The sequence below is a fragment of the Ectothiorhodospira lacustris genome (genome assembly GCF_022227785.1).
Lineage (GTDB): Bacteria > Pseudomonadota > Gammaproteobacteria > Ectothiorhodospirales > Ectothiorhodospiraceae > Ectothiorhodospira > Ectothiorhodospira lacustris.
Genome location: NZ_JAJNQM010000002.1, coordinates 20,369 through 40,312 on the forward strand (window position 1 = coordinate 20,369; position 19,944 = coordinate 40,312).

The following is a 19,944-nucleotide window of genomic DNA, read 5'->3' on the forward strand; positions in this document are numbered from 1 at the left end:
GGCCGGTTCGCGCTACCCACTCAGCCCCGGACCAACAACACGTCCGCGTCCTGAATCTGATGCACGACCCGGCGTGCTACACCGCCCAGCAGGGCATCCTGTAGGCGGTTGCGGCCGTGGGTACCCATCACCACCAGTTCGGCTTTGAATTCCTGCACGGCCCGCTCCAGCACGTCGGGCGCATACCCAAGACGCAGCTCGGCGGAGAGCTGCTCCGCCGACAGGCCGCAGCCGGCCAGGAAATCCTTCAGTTCCTGCTCCTGCTCGGCGCGCACTTCTTGCTTGATCCGCGCCACCTCGCTGGCCACCACCCGGTTACGCAGCACCTGGTCCAGGGAATCCATATTGTAGGCATGCACCGCATGCAGGGTTTCGTCGGGTGAAAGGGCCGCGGCCAGGCGGAGGGCGCTACGGGTCCGCTCGGAATAATCCACCGGCACCACGATATGGCGGTAAGGCCCCTGTACCGGCTTCTTCACCACCAGGATGGGGCGATCGGCATGGTGGACCAGATTCTGGGTGGTGGTGCCCAGCAGGATCTCTTTGAAACTGCGCTGGCCGTGGGAGCCCACCACGATCAGGTCCGCCCCGAACTCGCGGGCCTCCGCCAGGATCTGCTTGTGCCCCTGACCCCGCACGCAGGAGACTTCCATGTCCAGGTCGTCAGCGGCACCCAGCGCCGTCATGCGCTCGACCATGGCCTGCTCCGTGGCCTGAACCAGATCTTCCATCAGTAGGTCGGTATCGCCCCGCACCCGCTTGAGGACGGCCTCGTCCAGCATGGGTGCATGGATCACGTTGACCACCCGCAGCCGGGCCCCTTCCGAAGCGGCCAGCTGCAGGGCACGTCGGCCGGCGTTGTCAGCGCCGGCGGAAAGGTCGGTGGCAAACAGGATCTTGCTCAGCTTCATCGTATCTCTCTCGTGCAGGACGTGGCTCTTTGCTGTCTCGGCGCGCCAGTCCACCCTGACATGGCACCGGTTGTATGGATTGTCGCACAGTTGTTGCCGGTGTCACGTGAATGGTGCGGGGCACCCGCTGCCACGGCATGGGGGATCATCGGCAATTGTCTTTTGCCAATCAGGAAAAGCCGGGGCTTGCAGTACAATGGCGGGACAGCCCCATCGCCCTTCCAGCGGCCTTGCGCCTGCGTCAGGAGCTTTTCTTGCATATCAGCCATCTCCTTATCGTGCAGTACTGCGCGATCCTGGTCTTTTCCTCCCTGTATGCCCCCCAGCCGCTGCTGCCCGTGCTGGCGGAAGCCTTTGCCGTCAGCGAGGCAAAGGCCTCGCTGCTGATTACCGTGGCCCTGCTGCCCCTGGCCATCGCCCCGGTGGCCTACGGTTTCCTGCTGCAGCGACTGTCCGCCAGACGCCTGCTGATCGGCGCCACCTGGCTGCTGGCCGTCACCCAGGTGGCGGTATATCTGGTCACCAGCTTTGAATTGCTGCTGGCCCTGCGCCTGGCGCAGGGGCTGATCATTCCCGCCATGCTCACCTCGCTGATGACCTACCTGGCCGCCAGCGCCGCGCCGGGTCAGATCGCCCGGGTGATGGCCATCTACATTGCCGCCAGTGTGCTGGGGGGCTTTCTGGGACGCATGATCTCCGGGCTGATCTCCACCCAGTTCGGCTGGCGCTGGTCTTTCCTGTTCCTGGCCGTGGCCATCGCCCTGTGCGCCCTGCTGCTGCAGCGCCTGAAGGCGGACCCGCCAGTGAGCTTCCAGCGCCTGGACCCGCGCACCATCCTGCAGGTCCTGCGGCAACCCAGCTTTCTGCGGCTTTACCTAGTGGTGTTCTGCGCCTTCGGCGCCTTCGCCTCGCTGCTCAACTTCCTGCCCTTCCGCCTGATGGAGTTGGGCACAGGGCTGAACGAGACCGGTATTGCCTTCATGTATGCGGGCTACCTGATGGGCGTCGTCACCTCCCTGCTCTCCCTGCGCATCGCCGATCATATCGGCGGCACCGTGAACACCATGCTGCTGGGCAGCGCGGTATTTCTGGCCGCCCTGCTGTTCTTCACGGGCTCACAGGTGTGGGTGATGTTCGTGGGGATGTTCGTGCTCTGCGCCGGCATGTTCCTGATCCATTCCCTGGCACCGGGGGTGCTCAATCAGGCCAGCGGCGAGCAACGGGGGGTGGTCAACGGACTGTATATTGCCTTTTACTATGCGGGAGGTACCACCGGGTCCTTCCTGCCGGGATTCCTGTATCACGGACTGGGCTGGCATGTGTACCTGGGCGCGCTGGCCATGACCCTCTGCTTTGGAGGCTGGCTGCTCTGGACCTTGAGGCGCAGCGGCTTTTGAGACCCGGCCGGATCACCGAAACACCCCTGGAGGCACGAGGAGAAACGATGAGCCAAGACACTGCCAAGCCATCCCGCAAGGGCCTGCCCCGCTGGGCCAGGCTGCTGATGACACCCCTGATCCTGCTGGTGGCCGCCGCCCTGATCTGGAGCCAGTTGCCCAAGGGGGCCTACTCCACGGACCTGAACCGCATCGGCGACGGGCGCCCTGCCCTGGTACTCACCTATGACGCCTCGTTCCTGTCCGGCATGCGGGTGATGGGCTACATGGACGAGATCCGCGATGACTACATGCCGCAGGTCCACTTCCTGGTGGCCAACCTGGGCACGCCCGACGGTCGCAGCCTGGCGAATCGACATGGGGTACGCGACGGGGCCGTGCTGCTGTTTTCAGCCCAGGGCGCACTGGTGGAACAATTGCCGGCACCGGCCGATGCCGAAGCGCTGCGCCGGGCCCTGGACGGGGCCTTCATGGCGGCCCGGTAGGCACCCGTGCGGGGATTGGGGGCGCTTGACGCCCCCGCGACCGGATCAGTGCTTGTAGCGGTAGCTGATGCGGCCCTTGGTGAGGTCGTAGGGAGACATCTCCAGCTTGACCTTGTCGCCGCTGACCACGCGAATGCGGTAGCGGCGCATCTTGCCGGAGGCATAGGCCTGCACCTGCACGCCGTTCTCCAGTTCCACGCGAAAACGCTGATCAGGCATCACGTCGGTGACGGTGCCTTCCATCTCAATGAGATCTTCCTTATTGGACATAGGGGTACCTCTTTTCTGTCAGGCAGGACGAATGAGGGAATTACGGGTGCCCGGCCTGAGTGAATGTCAGCTCGGCCCACGGGGCCAGTGCTATGGGGTCGTGCGTCTGCCGGTGCAGCGCAGATAAGGTGGGGCAAGGCGATCTTGATGCCGCTTGACAGGCCTTGGTGCCCGTCGTTATGCCAAAGACCCGCGCAGTATACATGAATCCGGGCTTATTTTCAGGGGCTTACACGCGAGCCCCTGAAAGGCTACCGGACAGAGGCCTCGGCATTGAAATATTGAAATTAAGAAATGGCTAATATTCCCCGCTTCCTTTAAAGTAAGCCGCGTTTCATGGGCGCCGGAGTTCGGCTTCGGGCGCCGCCGGATCAACAACCCACGGGCCATCCGATGACATCACAACCGAGACTGCCGCACTTCCCTGTCGCCTGGTTCGCCATGATCATGGGCCTGCTGGGCTTCGCCATCGTCTGGGACCGGGCCGATGCCCTGCTGGCCGTCCCCCCGGTCATCGGTGATGCCCTGAGGATGCTTGCAGTGGCGGCCATGCTGGCGGTGGCGGCGCTCTATCTGACCAAGCTGGTTCGCTACCGGGAGGCCGTAATCAAGGAACTCAACCACCCTGTCAAGCGCAACTTCTTCGCCACCATCTCCATCAGCCTGATCCTGCTGTCCATCGCCTTTCTGGAGGATGCGCCCCGCCTCTCCCTGGCGCTCTGGTCCGCGGGCGCGGCACTGCACCTGGCGTTCACCCTGTACGTGATGTCGGTATGGATCAATCACAACAGCTTTCAGATCCAGCACATGAACCCGGCCTGGTTCATCCCCGTGGTGGGTAACATCCTGGTGCCGGTCGCCGGAGTGCACCATGCCAGCCCGGAAATTTCCTGGCTGTTCTTCAGCATCGGTCTGGTGTTCTGGATCGTGCTGCTGACCATCGTGTTCTACCGGGTGATCTTCCACGATCCGCTGCCGGAGAGGCTGGTCCCCACCCTGTTCATCCTGGTGGCGCCGCCGGCCGTAGGCTTCATTTCCTACCTGAGCCTGACCGACAGCCTGGATCCCTTTGCCCGGGTGCTGTTCTACACCGGCCTGTTCCTGACCCTGCTGCTGTTCTCCCTGGTGGGTCGATTCGGACGCCTGAAGTTCTTCATCTCCTGGTGGGCCTATTCATTCCCCATGGCGGCCATGACCCTGGCGGCCATCAAGATGCACGGCCTGACCGGCGATCCCTTCCATTACGTGATCGGCGTGGTCATGATCGGCGTGCTCACCTTCATCATCGGCGCCCTGCTGATCCGCACGGGCATCGCGATCAGACGCCGGGAGATCTGCGTCGAGGAATGATCCGGCACCTCATTCCGGCGGCCCTGCCTGCGGGACATCCGCCATCTCGATCCGGATGGCCTTGCCCTGCAGCAGGGCCTCGGAGACCTTTTTGCGGGCAGAGTCCAGCATGCGGGAAAACGTGCTGCGGGACACCCCCATACTGTCCGCCGCATCCGCCTGATAGCGGCCTTCCAGGTCCGCCAGACGCAGGGCTTCCACCTCCTCCAGCGCCAGCACGACTTCCTCCAGATCCCGCAGCGGGATGCCGGCCGGCTTGAAGTAGGTACAGTCGGGACGACAGGTGATCCGGCGTGGACCGCGTGGCCTTGGCATGGGCTGCTCCGTGATGGATGCTTGTATCTATTATGGTCATATGCGCATAATTGGCCACGAATCATGATGGAGAAACCAATATGCGCATTGCCGTGACGAGCCAGAATTTTCGCACCATCACCGGTCATGCGGGCAAGTGCCGGCGCTTTCTGGTCTTCGGACCGGGCGCGGCGGATGCCCCGGAGGAATTGCAACGCCTGGATCTGCCCATGGAGATGGCCCTGCACGAACACCGGGGACAATCGCATCCGCTCTTCGAGTTGGGGCTCACGGATCTGGTCACCCAGGGGGCCGGCCCCGGCTTCATGCGGCGCCTGGCGGCTCAGGGTATTCGGGTACACGTGACCAGCGCCACGGACCCGACCTCCGCGGTGCGCAGTCTGCTGGCAGGAGAGCCCCTGCCGCAGCCACTGGAGGGGGCCTGTCGGCATTGAAGCGCCCACCGGGCGGCGCTGGAAGATGACCGGGATACCCTGCACGAGGCATGCGCCACCCAGGGCCTTATGATTTTGGTGCCTCGGACCTGTTCGAGCGGGTCTATCACCGCGGCCGCGAACTGTTCTTGGACGACCGCTTCCGCAATACACCAGTCCCCGGCGCCCTGTTCCTGCACCGCAAATTCATGGGTACCTTCATGCTGTGCAGGCAGCTGCGGGCACGGGTGGATATCGGCCGGATGCTGGCAGATCACCTCTGATCCCGGGGTCGCTCGCGACGCGTCACCTTGATGCGATACATGGCCTCATCGGCCCGATTGAGCAAATCCTGGGGCTTATCTCCGGGCCGGGCCCTCGCCACGCCGACGCTGCAGCCCACATTCACCATGTGTCCCTTGGCCTCAATGGGCAGGGAGATCTGCTCTTCCGCCCGCAAGGCCAGCTTGCGGGAATCGGGCCTTCTGCCATCGCTTTCCGAAAGCAGCAGGGCAAATTCGTCCCCCCCCAGGCGGGCCGCGATATCCTCACCACGCACCAGGTTACGCAGGCGCTCCGCCACCACCTGCAGCACGATGTCTCCCGCCTCATGCCCGAGACGGTCATTGACAGGCTTGAACCCATCCAGATCCAGATAGAGCAGCGTCAGATTGCCGTCCTTTTCGCGACTTCTCTCCATATGGCGCTCCAGCACTTCCATGAACCGGCGCCGGTTTATCAGTCCGGTGAGCGCGTCATTATTGGCAAGGTCGGCCAGCTTTTGCTGTGTGCGGCGACGATCCGCCACCTCCCGGCTCAGGTCCTGGGTGCGACGGATGATGATGCCGGCGGCCAAGTTGAAGGAGCGAGCCAGATCAGTGAACTCCCCCCATAATGGCTCCTTCACGAAGACGTTGCCCTGATGCTTTCGCAGAGCCTGTGTAGCCTGGGTCAGCAGACTCACCGGCCGTGAGATCATGCGCGTGAACGCCAGAGCCATGAGCAGACAGAGCGGCAGAACAAACAGCACCATCATCAGCAGCAACCGCATCTGTTCCCTGAACGCGGCCTTCAAAACCTGAAGGGACACGTAAACCACCACTTCCCCCAGATCATGCGTCAGGGGCAACGCTATCAGCAGATGGTCACAGACACGGAGCGGCCCGGCACCGGTGACGGACGGAATCTCGCCTAGCGCACCGCAGATATCGAGATCCTGGTCGGAATCGATGCCGAAGATACGAGTGCCTTCCACACCGCTGCGCAACAGCAACAGGGTTTTTCCACCCAGGTCCTCGTAAGGGAAGTCTTCCAGCAGGGTCAGCAGATCGTCCGCCAACACCAGCAGGTGCAAGCTGCCGATCTCGTTGTCATTAAGTACCAGGGGGCCGTTAACCCAGAGCCTGGGTGGGCCGCCCTTGTCCGACCGGAAGACCTCGATACTGATCGCCGAGCCCTGCAGATAAGGCGGCTGTATGTCGACCTCATCCAGGCGCCCGGCATGGCGCACCCCCGTCACGGGATCGCCCTGGGCATCACGAATCCAGATCCCACCGAGTTTGTCCACGGGCGCCAGGGCATCCCGCAGGATGCGCTCGATGAGGCCGCGATGGACGGGTTCTCCGGTCTGCAGATAAGCCTGCAGGCTCAGGCGCATCTGGGTGCGGCTGGCCACCAGTTCCAGGTGATCGGTCATGCGCTCGAACTCCAGGTTCAGCCGCCGCTGCTGAACCTGGGCGACACGTTCCACGCCCGCTTTCGCAAGGGACAGGGTAAGCGCACGGGTATGGTGGTACTGCGCCAGGAACAGCAATCCCTGGGGAACCAGGGCCACCAGCAGAAACGCCATCAGCAACCGGGGTCGCAGTCCCAGGCCGCGCCACCGGCGACGCACCCTTGCACGGGGTGTTACAGGCTTTTCCTGCCGTCTGGTGTCATTGCCCTGACCGGCAAGTCCCATATCAGCTGCTCCTGCGGGACGGGATCCCATCTGCAATGGCACACAATAGCGCCGTCAGAGGCCATTGCAAATCACCGTGAACCAACAAAAGACACGCCTGCCAAACCAGAGAGTCCCTCACGGAGCATCCGGTGATGATCAAGACAAGACGTTCCCATGAACGCGGCCATGCCGATCACGGCTGGCTGCAGTCCCGTCACGCCTTCTCCTTCGCCGATTACCACGACCCGGCGTGGATGGGCTGGGGCAATCTGCGCGTCATCAACGAAGACCATATCGCGGCGGGCGGCGGTTTCGATACCCACGGACACCGGGACATGGAGATCATCACCTACGTGATCAGCGGTGAACTGGCCCACCGGGACAGCCTGGGCAACGGCACCGCCATTCCCCCGGGCGATGTGCAGCGCATGAGTGCCGGCAGCGGCATCCGTCACAGCGAGTTCAATCACGCCCCGGACCGGGCCACCCACCTGCTGCAGATCTGGATCCTCCCCGACCGCAAGGGCATCCCGCCCAGCTACGAACAGAAACACTTTACTGACGAGGAAAAGCGCGGACAGCTACGCCTGCTGGCCTCACCGGACGGCGCCCAGGGCGCCGTGACCCTCCACGCGGATGCACGCCTGCTGGCAGGGCTGTTCGACGGGGCGGAACACGCCGAGTTGGACCTGGACCCGCGACGCAGATACTACGTGCATCTGGTCAAAGGTTCGCTCGCCGCCAATGCCCATCGCCTGGAGAGTGGGGACGCCCTGCTCCTGTCCGGGGAGACACAGCTTGTGCTGAGTGACGGCGACGCGGCCGAGGTGCTGGTATTCGACCTGGCGGCCTGAAGGAATGCCCGCCTCGAACCTTTGTGATGCCAGCAGCTATACTCACCTTGGACAAGGGTTTCCGGAGACCGCCCGGCCATGGTCAAGGCCCAGACGCGCACACTGATAAGACGCCCCCTGGAGCAAGTCTTTCGTTTCGTTGTCGAAGACTTCGTCACCAACTACCCGCGCTGGTCGCCCGAAGTGAAAAGTCTGCGGGTGCTCACCGATGGCCCCGTGCAAGTGGGCTGGACCGGCCGTCAAGTACGGGTGGATCAGGGGCGACGCACCGAGTCCGACTTCAGGGTGATCGCGCTGGAACCGGGCCGGCAGGTGACCTTTCGTGGACTGAATGATCCCTATCGCATTGACTACCGGTTCGAACCCCGGGACCAGCACACCGAACTGCACTTCAGTTTTGAGTTGGGGAAACTGAGCCTGCCCCTGCGCCCCTTCGAGAAACTCATCCGCCTGGCGGTGCAGGAAGGCACCGAGCGGACGGTACGCAATCTCAAGGGGCTGGTCGAGGCGGAAATCGAGCCCCAGGCCCCCTCCCCCTCAGCGGCCTGAAACCTGCCCTGTTCAACCTTCAGAGTCATCGCCCCATGGACTTCATTCCTGAAAAAGACGCCTCCGGCCTGATCCCTTCCGTACTCGCCCAGATTCTGGATACCTGCGTCAACGGCGTGACCCTTTCGGACCCGGATCTACCTGACAACCCCATTGTCTACGCCAACACGGTGTTCGAGCACATGACCGGCTACACGCGGGCGGAAATCATTGGTCATAACTGCCGTTTTCTGCAGGGGGAGGACCGGGAGCAGCCGGCCATCGAGGCAATCCGCAAGGCGCTGACGGAAAGACGGGAGGTGGAAGTCACCCTGCGCAATTACCGCAAGGACGGCACCCTGTTCCATAACCGCCTGAACATCCGGCCCCTGTTCGACGCCTCCGGCAGACTGATCTATTTCCTGGGTGTGCAGTATGACGTCACCGACCTGGTGAATGCCCGGACCGAGGTGGCCCGACTGGAAGCCCTGCTCCGGCAGGGGGCTAGCCAGCCTGGCTGAAATACCTGCCCGGGCCATTCCAGCCCCTCTCCCCTCATCCCCAACCCTTCTCCCCCAAGGGGAGAAGGGAGTGTCTGTGGACGAACCCGGATTCATGCGTCATTCCCGCGCACGCGGGAATCCAGGCACTGATCGAGAATCCTCGACCCCGCTTTCGCGGGAGTGTCGGCACAGGACAGGTACTTGAGCCGCCCCCTAAACTGTGGACAAAACTGTGGATGTCATGTCGATACCCTGATCACCTTCGGGCACCGACGCCATGACAGTAAACAGAACAAAAAAATATAGCATTGATTTAAAAAGACTAAACCACTCAACACTCAAAGACTTCCGACCGCGGGAAAGGCGATCCCGAGCCAAGGCCAACCATGGCAAGCCTGTGCATAACTGCCCCTGAAATAACAGGCCCGGACGAATCTCAGGTGATGGCAGGAATGCTGACAACCTGGTTTCTTCCCTGATGCTTGGCCTGGTATAGGGCCAGGTCCGCACGTCGCAACAGATCATCGGGATGACGATCCGAAGACTGACAATGGGTCAGGCCGAAGCTGGCCGTAACACCAAACGGGACATCCCTCGCACCGCTCAGCCGGATGGCCGCCACGTCCGCCCGGATCTCCTCCCCCAGCCAGAAAGCCTGGTCCAGCAAGGTATCCGGCAGGAAGATCACGAACTCCTCGCCCCCCAGACGCGCCGAGACATCCGTGCGGCGCAAACGCGCTTTAAGGATGCCTGCGAAGGCGATCAGGACCTCATCGCCCTTGGCATGACCGTGCCGGTCGTTGATGGCCTTGAACTTATCCAGGTCCACCATGATCAGGCAGAACGGGGAGGCTGTCCTGCCGAACCGGTCCAACTCCCGGGATACCACGTCGAAAAAATAGCGCCGGTTGAACAGACCGGTCAGGGCATCGCGGATGCTCATTTCCCGCAGTTCTTGTTCCAGTTGCTTCTGGCGGGTGATGTCCATGACCAGACCATGCCAGAGGGTTCCCCCTTCAGGGGTCCGTTCCGGGGTGGACTGCCCATGCAGCCAGCGAACATCTCCGTTCACGCAGACCCGGTAATCAACGCTCCAGAACGTCTGCGTACGCTCCGACGCTTCGACACTCTGCATCACCCGTTCGACGTCATCGGGATGAAAGACGTTCAGCAGCCTGTCCAGATCATTCTCCACATCCCCGGGATCGACACCAAAGAGATCCCGCATCTGATGGCTGGCATAGGGTATGCGATAACGCCCGTCGGCACGGCGTTCAAACTGATAGATCATGCCTGGCGCCACCTCGGCGATCTTGCGCAATGTTTCTTCCACCTTCTGCTGTCGGGTGATGTCCAGCGCGGCACCGGCAATGTGCCTTAGCCGCCCCTCCTTGAAGACTTTGCGGCAGGTATCCTCAACCCAGATGTAACTGCCTTCGTGGGTCATGATCCGATAACGACGGTTAAGATCCCGGGTTGAATCCCCCTGTAGCCAGACCTCGAATTGAGCCAGGGTGGGCGCCACGTCATCGGGATGCACAAGATGGAACCACCCCCCGGAGGCGGTGAGTTTCTCGTCATCGATACGCAGGAACAGGCGTAGATTGGGTGAAATGTACTCGATGCGGTAAGGAGGGACGGCTTCGGTGTAATAAACCACGGCCGGAGACAGCCGGAGTATCTCGTCCAGCATCGCTGGGAGGCCGGAAGAATCCGTCGGTTTGCTGTCTTCGGCGTCGAACGAGGCGTTCACCGGGGTTGCCAAGAGAGATCCACCTTAAGAGGGAACCACGAATTTACCTTAGCAGATTTGCCGACATGGTAAGGCACATCATTCAAACCCTACCTGCCCCGCCCCTCACCGGTCAGGGGCGGAACAACCACCTTGCCCGTGTCTCAGGCCTGGCGCAGCCAGGCCAGCGACAGCATCCCCAACCCCGCAACGCCGGTGAGCCAGGCCAGCCAGGGCGCGCCCATCACCGCCGGTAGCGTCGGCGCCAGGGTCAGGACCAGCACGGCGCAGATCAGCAAACTACCCCCGGCCACTGCGAGGATGGCGGCCCGGTTACCCTCCCTGACCTCCGCCCGCAGGGCCTTGAACTGGGTCTTGTCCATGCCACGCACCCCCACGCCGCGGGCCTGAAGTCGCAGGGCCTCATGGATCAGACCCGGCATGTCCGGGGCCTTTTCCAGGATCAGGGGCAGATTGCGCCGCAGGCCCTTGACCAGGGCCCGCACCCCCACCTGCTCGTCCATCCAGCGCTGGATGAAGGGGCGAGCGGTCTGCCACAGGTCCAGCTCCGGATAGAGATCCCGGCCCATGCCTTCGATGTTGAGCAGGGTCTTTTCCAGCAACACCAACTGGGGCTGGACCTCCATGTTGAAGCGCCGAGCGGTCTGGAACAGGCGCACCAGTACGTAACCGAAGGAGATGTCCTTGAGGGGCTTTTCGAAAATGGGTTCACACACGGTGCGGATGGCCGCCTCCAGCTCCGTGATCCGCACATCCGGCGGCACCCAGCCGGACTCCACGTGCAGCTCCGCCACCCGGGCATAGTCCCGATTGAAGAAGGCGTAGAAGTTCTCCGCCAGATAGCGCTGATCCGCCGGCGACAGGGTACCGACGATGCCGAAATCCACCGCCAGATAGCTGGGGTCCGCCGGGTCGGAGACATCGATGAAGATGTTGCCCGGGTGCATGTCCGCATGGAAAAAGTTGTGGCGGAACACCTGGGTGAAGAAGATCTCCACGCCCCGCTCCGCCAGCAGCTTCAGGTCCACCCCCAGGGCCTTGAGGGTGGCCACGTCGGATACCGGCACCCCCTGGATGCGCTCCATCACCATCACGTCCTTGCGGCAGTAATCCCAAAACACCTCGGGCATGTAAAGGACGTTGGAATTCTCGAAGTTGCGACGGATCTGAGAGGCATTGGCGGCCTCCCGCAGCAGGTCCAGTTCGTCCAGGATGGTCTGCTCGTACTCGGCGACCACCTCCACCGGGCGCAGCCGCTTCCCCTCGGGCCAGTAGCGCTCCGTCAGCTCGGCGATGACGTACATGAGCTCCACGTCCCGACGAATGGCCTTCTCGATGTTGGGCCGCACCACCTTGACCACCACCCGGCGGCCGTCATGAAGCACCGCCCCATGCACCTGAGCGATGGAGGCGGAGGCCATCGGGGCCTCCTCGAAGGCGGCAAACAGGCTCTCGATGGGACGCCCCAGGGATTTCTCGATGATGGCCCGGGCCTGCTCATTGGGGAACGGCGGCACCCGGTCCTGGAGCTTGGCCAGCTCCATGGCGATATCCTCGGGCAGCAGGTCACGCCGGGTGGAGATCATCTGGCCGAACTTGATGAAGATGGGGCCGAGATCTTCCAGTGCGCGGCGAATCCGCTCGCCGCGACCGTAGGGCACGGTACGGAACCAGTTCCACGGGCCCAGATAGCGCAAAAAGCGCACGGAGCGCAGCAGACGGATCGTCAGCACCACGTCATCCAGCCCATGGCGGATGAGGACGCGATTGATGGTAATCAGTCGAAGCAACTGGGAGGGGTGCAGGTGACGCATCGAGTGTCCTGAGTGTTCTTATCGCTGGGCCCGTGCCCGGGCTTGTTCCAGGCGCTGGATACGCGCCTGGAGGCGGTCTGCGTCGCTGCGCAGACGGTCCACCTCGTCCATGAAGACCTCCACCTCGCCCCGGGTGGGCAGGCTGCGGGTCTCTTCCTGCAGGTATTCCTTCACATCCAGGCGCAGGGATTCACGGCTGCGTTGCAGCCAGACCGACAGTCCGCGCCACGCCTCACCGGCACGGTGGGCCACCAGATCCCCGGTGATGCCGGACAGCAGCTCTTCCCAGTCCAGATCCACCTGACGCAGCAGGTCGCTGAACCGGCGGGCCAGCTGGGGGTCGCCGATCACGTTGACCCCCTCCGGCAACCGGGCGCCGGGCTCGCCCGCCATCAGGATCGCCAGCGTGGCGGGAGCGCCGCTGATGGTCACCCCCGGTTCACCGTCATACTGCCCCAGCACCTGCAGGTACTCCTGTGCCGGCACGAAGTAAAGGCACAGATCAACGCCGGTGACCTGCAGCGCCACCACCCCGCCCCGCAGGGCTGTCAGGCGCTCGTCGCTATGTGGATCCAGCGCCAGGTAACGACGGATGGCCCGCTCCAGCAGGGCCGTGACCAGGGTCGGCGGTGTAGGCATGGGCATCTCTCCCGTGGGGCCGGACCCGCGGCGCTAGAGCTTGTAGCCCTTGTGCAGCGCCACGATGCCGCCGGTCAGGTTGTGGTAATCGCAGCGCTCGAAACCGGCCGTCTGCATCATCTGCTTCAGGGTCTCCTGATCCGGGTGCATGCGGATGCTCTCCGCCAGATAACGGTAGCTGTCCGCATCCCCCGCCACCATCTTGCCCATCAGCGGCAGGGCCTTGAAGCTGTAGACGTCATAGACCGACTGCAGCGGCTTGGTGGTGGGCTGGGAGAACTCCAGCACCAGCAGTTTGCCGCCGGGGCGCAGCACCCGCAGCATGGAGCGCAGGGCGGCATTCTTGTCGGTGACATTGCGCAGCCCGAAGGCGATGGTGATGAGATCGAAATAGTCGTCCGGATAGGGCAGGCATTCCGCATTGCCCTGGACATAGTTGATGTTGCCCACCAGCCCCTCGTCCACTAGCCGGGCGCGGCCACAGGACAGCATGGAGGCGTTGATGTCGCACAGTACCACCTGCCCGGTGGGGCCGACGATACGGGAGAAACGAGAGGTCAGGTCGCCGGTGCCGCCGGCCAGGTCCAGGATCTTCTGCCCGGGGCGGGCGGCGGCCACCTCAATGGTGAAACGCTTCCAGACCCGGTGAATGCCCATGGACATGAGGTCATTCATGAGGTCGTAGCGGCCGGCCACGGAATGGAATACCTGTCCCACCCGTTTGACCTTGTCCTTCACCGGCACACGTTCGTAGCCGAAATCAGTGGTGTTGTCGTCGGACATGCATGCTCCCGTTGTCAGCCTTGGCGCTGGTGGCCGGCAGCCTCCAGTCGCTCCAGATATGTCTGCCACATCCGGGCCTGATCGACGCCCAGATGATAGAGGTAATTCCAGTCGTAGATGCCGGTGTCGTGTCCATCCGAGAACACCAGCTTGATACCGTAGTTGCCCACCGGTTCGATGCCGGTGATGGTCACGTCTTCCTTGCCCACCTGCAGGACCTCCTGCCCGGGACCATGGCCGGTCACCTCGGCGGAAGGGGAGTGTACCCGCAGGAATTCGCAGCTGAGCCGATGGGCCTCATCATCGGCGTAGACCATTTCCAGCATTCGTGCCTGCCGATGCAGGCGGATATCGGTCGGGCGATGCTTCATGGGCGCGTTCCTCCCGCGGTCGTCACAGGATATAGCGGCTCAGATCCTCGTCCTGCACCAGTTCACCCAGGCGCTCACTCACATAGGCGGCATCGATGACCAGGGGGCTGCTGCAGTCCGGGGCCTCGAAGGAGATCTTCTCCAGCACCCGCTCGATCACCGTGTGCAGGCGGCGGGCACCGATGTTTTCGGTACGCTCGTTCACCTGGAAGGCGATCTCGCCCAGACGGCGCACACCGTCCTCGGTGAATTCCACGGTGACACCCTCGGTAGCCAGCAGGGCCGCATACTGCTCGGTGAGGGAGGCACGGGGCTCGGTGAGGATGCGCACGAAGTCCTCGGTGGTGAGGGCCTCCAGCTCCACCCGGATGGGCAGGCGCCCCTGCAGCTCCGGAATCAGGTCCGAGGGCTTGGCCAGATGGAAGGCACCGGAGGCGATGAACAGGATGTGGTCGGTATGCACTGAACCGAACTTGGTGGAGACGGTGCAGCCTTCCACCAGGGGCAAAAGGTCCCGCTGCACCCCTTCCCGGGAGACGTCGGCACCGCTGTATTCACCGCGGCGCACCACCTTGTCGATCTCGTCGAGGAAGACGATGCCGTTCTGCTCCACATGGGAGACGGCCCGCAGCTTGATGTCGTCCTCATTCACCAGACGGGCGGCCTCCTCGTCGGTGATGAGCTTGAAGGCCTCGGCGATCTTGAGCTTGCGGGTGCGGGTACGCTGCCCGCCCAGGTTCTGGAACAGGCCTTGCAGCTGGTTGGCCATGTCTTCCATCCCCGGCGGGGTCATGATCTCCACCCCCGGCGGCAGGGCCTGGACCTGGATCTCGATCTCCTTGTCGTCCAGCTTGCCTTCCCGCAGGCGTTTGCGGAATTTCTGCCGGGTCTCGGAATCGGCACCGCGAGACGGGGTGTCGTCGGCCATGAAGCCGCCGCTGCCGCGCGGCGGCGGCAGCAGGGCGTCCAGGATGCGTTCCTCGGCGGCCTCCTCGGCCCGGTGGCGCATCTTGTCCATCTCCTGCTCCCGCAGCATCTTCACGGCGGCGTCCACCAGGTCGCGAATGATGGATTCCACGTCCCGGCCCACGTAGCCCACCTCGGTGAACTTGGTGGCCTCCACCTTGATGAAAGGGGCATTGGCCAGGCGGGCCAGACGGCGGGCGATCTCGGTCTTGCCCACGCCGGTGGGGCCGATCATGAGGATGTTCTTGGGGGTGACCTCACGGGCCAGGGCCGCGGGCAGCTGCTGGCGGCGCCAGCGGTTGCGCAGGGCAATGGCCACTGCCTTCTTGGCGGCATCCTGACCGACGATGAAACGGTCCAGTTCCTGAACGATTTCGCGGGGGGTCATTTCAGTCATGGCACATCTCTTTACGCTGACAAAGGGGCTGTGATCGGACGGGGCCTGATCACAGCTCCTCGATGGTCAGGTGATGATTGGTGTAGATGCAGATATCGGCGGCGATGCTGAGAGACTTTTCAGTGATCTCCCGGGCCGACAGCTGGGTATTCTCGTACAGGGCACGGGCAGCGGACTGGGCGAACGGGCCGCCGGAGCCGATGGCGATGATGCCGTCTTCCGGCTCGATCACGTCACCATTGCCGGAAATGATCAGGGAGTTGTCCCTGTCGGCCACCGCCAGCAGGGCTTCCAGACGACGCAGGGAACGCTCGGTGCGCCAGTCCTTGGCCAGTTCCACGGCGGCCCGCAGCAGGTTGCCGCTGTATTTTTCCAGCTTGCCCTCGAAACGCTCGAACAGGGTGAAGGCATCGGCGGTGCCCCCGGCAAAACCGGCCACCACCCGATCATGGTGTAGGCGACGGACCTTGCGGGCATTGCCCTTCATGATGGTATTGCCCAGAGAGACCTGACCATCCCCACCGAGGGCGACCTGCCCATTACGGCGCACGGAGACGATGGTGGTACCGCGGAACTGTTCCAAGGGGAAACTCCTCACGTCTTGATGCCGACGACTGAGGGGGCATTGTAACGGAACTCGGGCGCGAGGGGAGACGGCCGGTCAGGAGTTTTGCTTTTGGCGCCGCGCCCGGGGATGGGCGGCATCATAGACCTGGGCCAGGTGCTGGTAATCCAGATGGGTGTAGATCTGCGTGGTACCGATGTCCGCATGCCCCAGCAGTTCCTGCACCGCCCGCAGATCCTGGGACGACTCCAGCATGTGGCTGGCAAAGGAGTGGCGCAGCAGGTGAGGATGCACATGCCGCTCCAGCCCCTGAGCCAGGGCACGGCGGGCCATGCGCTTCTGAATGGCGCGAGGGGTCAGGCGCCGTCCATGGCGGGCCACGAACAGCGCCGGCTCGTCCACCGCGGCCCACTGGGCACGTACCCGCAACCACGCCGCCAGCGCCTCCCGGGCCTTGCGGCCCACCGGCACCTGGCGCACCTTGCGGCCCTTGCCCAGCACCCGCACCATGCCGTCGGCCAGATCCAGCTGGGTGCAGTCCAGAGAGGTCAGCTCCGACAGCCGCAGCCCCGAGGAATAGAACAGTTCCAGAATTGCCCGATCCCGTAGCGCCGGCAGGCTGTCGCCGGGAATCTCTACCAACCGTCCGACCTCCTCCACGTCCAGCACCTCGGGCAGCTTGCGAGGGGTCTTGGGCGCCCTCACCCCCTGGGCCGGATTGGCCCCCACCACACCTTCGCGGATGAGGTAATTAAAGAACCCCCGCACAGAGGACAGCAGCCGCTGCAGACTGCGCCCGGAGGCCCCGGCCCGATGGCGGGCCGCCACCAGGGCACGAATGTCATGGACGGTCACGTGGGACCAGTCCGAGTCCGGCTCGGCACCGTGGAAAGGGACATACCCCCGCAGCACCATGAGGTCCCGGCGATAATTGCTCACCGTATGGGGGGAATAGGCCCGCTCACGGGCCAGATGGCCCAGATAGGCCTGGATACGGCGATCCGTCAGGGCGGCCTCGGGGGCGTTCATCCCGTGGCCAAACGATGACCCACCGCATGGGAGAGGATCTCGCCCAGATAATCCAGGAACAGGGTACCCATGCCGGGATGGAAGCGGGCGCCATCCTGACTGCCCAGTCCCAGCACGCCCAGGGGGCGGGTACCCTCCATCAGGGGTACGGCAACGGCGGACTGCAGGGACAGATCCTCATCCTCGGGGAACAGGGCCTTGAACTGGACAGCGGACAGGCGTCCGCACAGGGGACGACGGGTCTCGAACAGCTTGTCGAAGCTGCGCATGGCCGCATCATCGGAGGCCGTGAAGTGCAGGCCCTTCTGCGGATCACCGCACAGGCGCACCACCACCGCATCGGCCCGGAATTCGTTGCGCAACTGCTCTTGGGTGGTGGCCAGCACCGCATCCAGGCTGTCCGCCTCCATGAGCCCCAGGGCCAGCTGATGCAGGCGCTGACTCAGGCGCTCGTTTTCCCGCGCCACCTGCACCAGGTCCATGAGCTTGCGCTCCAACCCCCGGTTACGCTCCCGCAGCAGCCCGATCTGACGCTCGATCAGGGAGACCGCGTCCCCGCAGGGGTGGGGTACACGCATCACCTCCAGCAGGGCAAGGTGACGTTCGAAGAAATCAGGACGGGCCATCAGATAGGACTCAACGACCGCTTCGGACAGGGTCTCGTCGGACAGGGCCTCGCTCGCGAGAGCCCCCTTGTCGGATATGCTCATAGTTCGATGGTACCCGTAAAGACCGAGGTGGCGGGACCGGTCATGAAGACCGGGTCGTCTTCGCGACCCGCCCACTGTATCACAAGCCGGCCGCCCGGCAGATCCACGTCCACCCGGGCCTCCAGCAGACCCTGGATACGACCGGCCACGACTGCGGCACAGGCGCCAGTGCCGCAGGCCAGGGTCTCACCGGCACCACGCTCGTAGACCCGCAGGCGAACATGGGTGGGAGACACCACCTCCATGAAACCGGCATTCACTCGCCGGGGAAATCGGGGATGTCCCTCAATGGCTGGCCCCAGCCGGGCCACCGCTGCGGTCTGCACGTTATCCACCCGCAGCACCGCGTGGGGATTGCCCATGGAGACGGCGCCGATTTCCAGGGTCTGATCATTCACTGCCAGGCTGTACCAGGGCGCCGCCTTGTCGGCCTCGAAGGGGATCTCCCAGGGCGCCAGCCGCGGGGGGCCCATATCCACGGTCACCTGCCCGTCCGCCTCCACCTGCAGGGTAATGATTCCTGCGGCGGTCTCCACGGGAACCCGAGTCTCCCGGGTCAACCCCTGGTCCCGGACAAACACGGCAAAGCAGCGGGCGCCGTTGCCGCACTGCTCCACCTCGTTGCCATCGGCATTGAAGATGCGGTAGCGGAAGGCCGCCCGGCCCGGATCGGACGGCGGTTCCACCATCAGCACCTGATCGCAGCCTACGCCCAGACGTCGATGGGCCAGGAACCGGACGTGGTCCGGCGTGAGACTGACCTGCTGGCGCACACCATCGATGACGACAAAGTCGTTGCCCAGGCCATGCATTTTCGTGAATCGGATCATCATGGTGGTGAGATTAAAGGCTTGTCGGGCTGCTGGGAAGCACTTGAGCAGGGCAAAAAGGTGACGCCCGCCCTCAATTTTGTCACCCTGTAAAAAGGCCCGGATCGAGGGAGTTTCCCATGACTGCATTCGCCCCCCTGCCTCACCGCCAGACCCCGGACGGCAGTCTGCGCCGGGTCGGTGTCGAACTGGAGATGGCCGACATCTCTCTGGATGCCATCGCCGCGATCATCATCGACTGTTTCGGCGGCAAACAGCACCGCCATTCCCCGTTCGAGCATGAGATCACCGGTACCCGCCTCGGCGACTTCCAGCTGGAGCTGGACAGCAGCCTGCTCAAGCGCCGTGAATATCTGGATTATCTGGAAAACATGGGTGTGTCGGTGGATCGGGACGCGGAACCCGGCACCCTGGAACACACCCTGGCCGGGGTGGCGGGCCTCATCGTCCCTCACGAGGTGGTCGCCCCGCCCATCCCCCACGATACCCTGCCGGAACTGGACCACCTGCGGGCACGTCTGCAGGCGGCCGGGGCCAAGGGCACACACGCCTCCCTGGTCTATGCCTTCGGCCTGCAGCTCAATCTGGAACTGGCCCGGCATGATGCAGACTATATCCTGCGACACCTGCAGGCCTTCCTGCTGCTTAATGACTGGCTGCTGGAAGAGGCACAGACCGACCTCTCCCGACGCCTGACGCCTTTCGTGGAACCGTTTCCGGCGAAATGGGGGCAACGCATCCTACGGCCGGACTATGCCCCGGATCTTGAACAGCTCATCGACGATTACCTCACGGACAACCCCACCCGCAACCGTCCCCTGGACATGCTCCCCCTGTTCGCCCATCTGTCCCCAGGGCGGATCGAGGCCGCACCGGTGGAACACCACCTGATCCGGCCCCGGCCCACCTTCCATTATCGCCTGCCGGACTGCCGGATCGACGAGCCGGACTGGAACCTAAGCATGCCCTGGAACGGCTGGGTGGCGGTGGAACGTCTGGCGGCAGATCCGCAGCGACTCATGGCCGTGGCCCGGGCGTACCTGGACCGACCGGATGAAACCCTGGCGGATAAGGGGCGCCGCTGGGCCACCCAGGTGAGCGACTGGCTGAGGAGGTAAA

At 63.7% G+C, this 19,944-nt stretch carries 23 protein-coding genes; 9 read left to right on the forward strand and 14 right to left on the reverse strand.

Going from position 1 to position 19,944, the window contains the following annotated elements; all coding sequences use genetic code 11:
* Positions 1 to 20: 20 nt before the first annotated feature.
* A complete protein-coding gene (locus tag LQ952_RS00515; RefSeq protein WP_238620593.1) occupies positions 21 to 911 on the reverse strand; it encodes a universal stress protein in 891 nt (296 codons plus the stop codon).
* A 110-nt stretch (positions 912 to 1,021) separates the two neighbouring features.
* Here LQ952_RS00515 and LQ952_RS00520 point away from each other — a divergent pair, with 110 nt between their 5' ends.
* Both LQ952_RS00520 and LQ952_RS00525 read left to right on the forward strand, forming a co-directional pair.
* On the forward strand, positions 1,022 to 2,308 hold the full coding sequence (locus LQ952_RS00520) for an MFS transporter (protein WP_347402031.1): 1,287 nt from the start codon (positions 1,022 to 1,024) through the stop codon (positions 2,306 to 2,308).
* A 47-nt stretch (positions 2,309 to 2,355) separates the two neighbouring features.
* Complete coding sequence (locus LQ952_RS00525) at positions 2,356 to 2,793, forward strand: hypothetical protein (protein WP_238620594.1); 438 nt, start codon at positions 2,356 to 2,358, stop codon at positions 2,791 to 2,793.
* Positions 2,794 to 2,838: 45 nt separating this feature from the next.
* On the opposite strand, the gene infA is transcribed toward LQ952_RS00525, so the two are convergent.
* The gene (infA, locus tag LQ952_RS00530) at positions 2,839 to 3,063 is read right to left on the reverse strand and encodes a translation initiation factor IF-1 (RefSeq protein WP_008930796.1); all 225 of its coding nucleotides are present in this window, start codon (positions 3,061 to 3,063) and stop codon (positions 2,839 to 2,841) included.
* A 393-nt stretch (positions 3,064 to 3,456) separates the two neighbouring features.
* Between infA and LQ952_RS00535 the strand changes: the two genes are divergently transcribed.
* Complete coding sequence (locus tag LQ952_RS00535; RefSeq protein WP_238620595.1) at positions 3,457 to 4,413, forward strand: SLAC1 anion channel family protein; 957 nt, start codon at positions 3,457 to 3,459, stop codon at positions 4,411 to 4,413.
* Between the two features lie 9 nt (positions 4,414 to 4,422).
* Here the strand turns inward: LQ952_RS00535 and LQ952_RS00540 are convergent, their stop codons facing one another.
* Positions 4,423 to 4,728: a DUF134 domain-containing protein gene (locus tag LQ952_RS00540; protein WP_238620596.1), complete on the reverse strand. Its 306-nt coding sequence runs from the start codon at positions 4,726 to 4,728 to the stop codon at positions 4,423 to 4,425.
* Positions 4,729 to 4,808: 80 nt separating this feature from the next.
* On the opposite strand from LQ952_RS00540, the gene LQ952_RS00545 reads away from it, so the two are divergent.
* Positions 4,809 to 5,162, forward strand: coding sequence for a NifB/NifX family molybdenum-iron cluster-binding protein (locus LQ952_RS00545; protein ID WP_200171391.1), 354 nt, complete (start codon positions 4,809 to 4,811; stop codon positions 5,160 to 5,162).
* A 50-nt stretch (positions 5,163 to 5,212) separates the two neighbouring features.
* Positions 5,213 to 5,425: a hypothetical protein gene (locus LQ952_RS00550; RefSeq protein WP_347402032.1), complete on the forward strand. Its 213-nt coding sequence runs from the start codon at positions 5,213 to 5,215 to the stop codon at positions 5,423 to 5,425.
* Here the strand turns inward: LQ952_RS00550 and LQ952_RS00555 are convergent.
* Positions 5,416 to 7,101, reverse strand: a complete 1,686-nt coding sequence (locus LQ952_RS00555) for a GGDEF domain-containing protein (RefSeq protein ID WP_238620597.1) — start codon at positions 7,099 to 7,101, stop codon at positions 5,416 to 5,418. The genes LQ952_RS00550 and LQ952_RS00555 overlap by 10 nt on opposite strands.
* A 134-nt stretch (positions 7,102 to 7,235) precedes the next feature.
* Here LQ952_RS00555 and LQ952_RS00560 point away from each other — a divergent pair, with 134 nt between their 5' ends.
* The 3 genes from LQ952_RS00560 to LQ952_RS00570 all read left to right on the forward strand — a co-directional run bounded on the left by LQ952_RS00560 (position 7,236) and on the right by LQ952_RS00570 (position 8,986).
* Entirely contained in the window at positions 7,236 to 7,937 is a 702-nt protein-coding gene (locus LQ952_RS00560; RefSeq protein WP_238620598.1) for a pirin family protein, read from the forward strand.
* A gap of 78 nt (positions 7,938 to 8,015) precedes the next feature.
* Positions 8,016 to 8,486 carry an SRPBCC family protein gene (locus LQ952_RS00565; protein WP_238620599.1) on the forward strand — a complete coding sequence of 157 codons (471 nt, stop codon included), beginning with the start codon at positions 8,016 to 8,018 and terminating at the stop codon, positions 8,484 to 8,486.
* 35 nt (positions 8,487 to 8,521) lie between these two features.
* Positions 8,522 to 8,986 (forward strand): PAS domain-containing protein, encoded by a 465-nt coding sequence (locus LQ952_RS00570; RefSeq protein ID WP_238620600.1) that lies wholly within the window; start codon positions 8,522 to 8,524, stop codon positions 8,984 to 8,986.
* Between the two features lie 418 nt (positions 8,987 to 9,404).
* Here LQ952_RS00570 and LQ952_RS00575 read toward each other — a convergent pair whose 3' ends face one another.
* The 10 genes from LQ952_RS00575 to dapF form a co-directional block, all read right to left on the reverse strand.
* A complete protein-coding gene (locus LQ952_RS00575) occupies positions 9,405 to 10,733 on the reverse strand; it encodes a sensor domain-containing diguanylate cyclase (protein WP_238620601.1) in 1,329 nt (442 codons plus the stop codon).
* A 131-nt stretch (positions 10,734 to 10,864) separates the two neighbouring features.
* Positions 10,865 to 12,535: a ubiquinone biosynthesis regulatory protein kinase UbiB gene (gene ubiB / locus LQ952_RS00580; protein ID WP_238620602.1), complete on the reverse strand. Its 1,671-nt coding sequence runs from the start codon at positions 12,533 to 12,535 to the stop codon at positions 10,865 to 10,867.
* Between the two features lie 18 nt (positions 12,536 to 12,553).
* Entirely contained in the window at positions 12,554 to 13,174 is a 621-nt protein-coding gene (locus LQ952_RS00585; RefSeq protein ID WP_238620603.1) for a ubiquinone biosynthesis accessory factor UbiJ, read from the reverse strand.
* Between the two features lie 33 nt (positions 13,175 to 13,207).
* Positions 13,208 to 13,957 carry a bifunctional demethylmenaquinone methyltransferase/2-methoxy-6-polyprenyl-1,4-benzoquinol methylase UbiE gene (gene ubiE / locus LQ952_RS00590; RefSeq protein WP_238620604.1) on the reverse strand — a complete coding sequence of 250 codons (750 nt, stop codon included), beginning with the start codon at positions 13,955 to 13,957 and terminating at the stop codon, positions 13,208 to 13,210.
* A 14-nt stretch (positions 13,958 to 13,971) separates the two neighbouring features.
* Complete coding sequence (locus LQ952_RS00595; protein ID WP_238620605.1) at positions 13,972 to 14,328, reverse strand: gamma-butyrobetaine hydroxylase family protein; 357 nt, start codon at positions 14,326 to 14,328, stop codon at positions 13,972 to 13,974.
* 22 nt (positions 14,329 to 14,350) lie between these two features.
* Positions 14,351 to 15,691, reverse strand: coding sequence for an ATP-dependent protease ATPase subunit HslU (gene hslU / locus LQ952_RS00600; RefSeq protein ID WP_238620606.1), 1,341 nt, complete (start codon positions 15,689 to 15,691; stop codon positions 14,351 to 14,353).
* Between the two features lie 49 nt (positions 15,692 to 15,740).
* Complete coding sequence (hslV, locus tag LQ952_RS00605; protein ID WP_238620607.1) at positions 15,741 to 16,274, reverse strand: ATP-dependent protease subunit HslV; 534 nt, start codon at positions 16,272 to 16,274, stop codon at positions 15,741 to 15,743.
* Between the two features lie 78 nt (positions 16,275 to 16,352).
* A complete protein-coding gene (xerC, locus tag LQ952_RS00610; RefSeq protein WP_238620608.1) occupies positions 16,353 to 17,285 on the reverse strand; it encodes a tyrosine recombinase XerC in 933 nt (310 codons plus the stop codon).
* Positions 17,282 to 17,995, reverse strand: coding sequence for a DUF484 family protein (locus tag LQ952_RS00615; RefSeq protein ID WP_238620609.1), 714 nt, complete (start codon positions 17,993 to 17,995; stop codon positions 17,282 to 17,284). Before LQ952_RS00615 ends, xerC begins: the two co-directional genes overlap by 4 nt.
* Positions 17,992 to 18,828 (reverse strand): diaminopimelate epimerase, encoded by an 837-nt coding sequence (gene dapF / locus LQ952_RS00620; RefSeq protein WP_238620610.1) that lies wholly within the window; start codon positions 18,826 to 18,828, stop codon positions 17,992 to 17,994. Before dapF ends, LQ952_RS00615 begins: the two co-directional genes overlap by 4 nt.
* A gap of 116 nt (positions 18,829 to 18,944) precedes the next feature.
* Between dapF and LQ952_RS00625 the strand changes: the two genes are divergently transcribed.
* Positions 18,945 to 19,943, forward strand: a complete 999-nt coding sequence (locus tag LQ952_RS00625; RefSeq protein WP_238620611.1) for an amidoligase family protein — start codon at positions 18,945 to 18,947, stop codon at positions 19,941 to 19,943.
* Position 19,944: the final 1 nt, after the last annotated feature.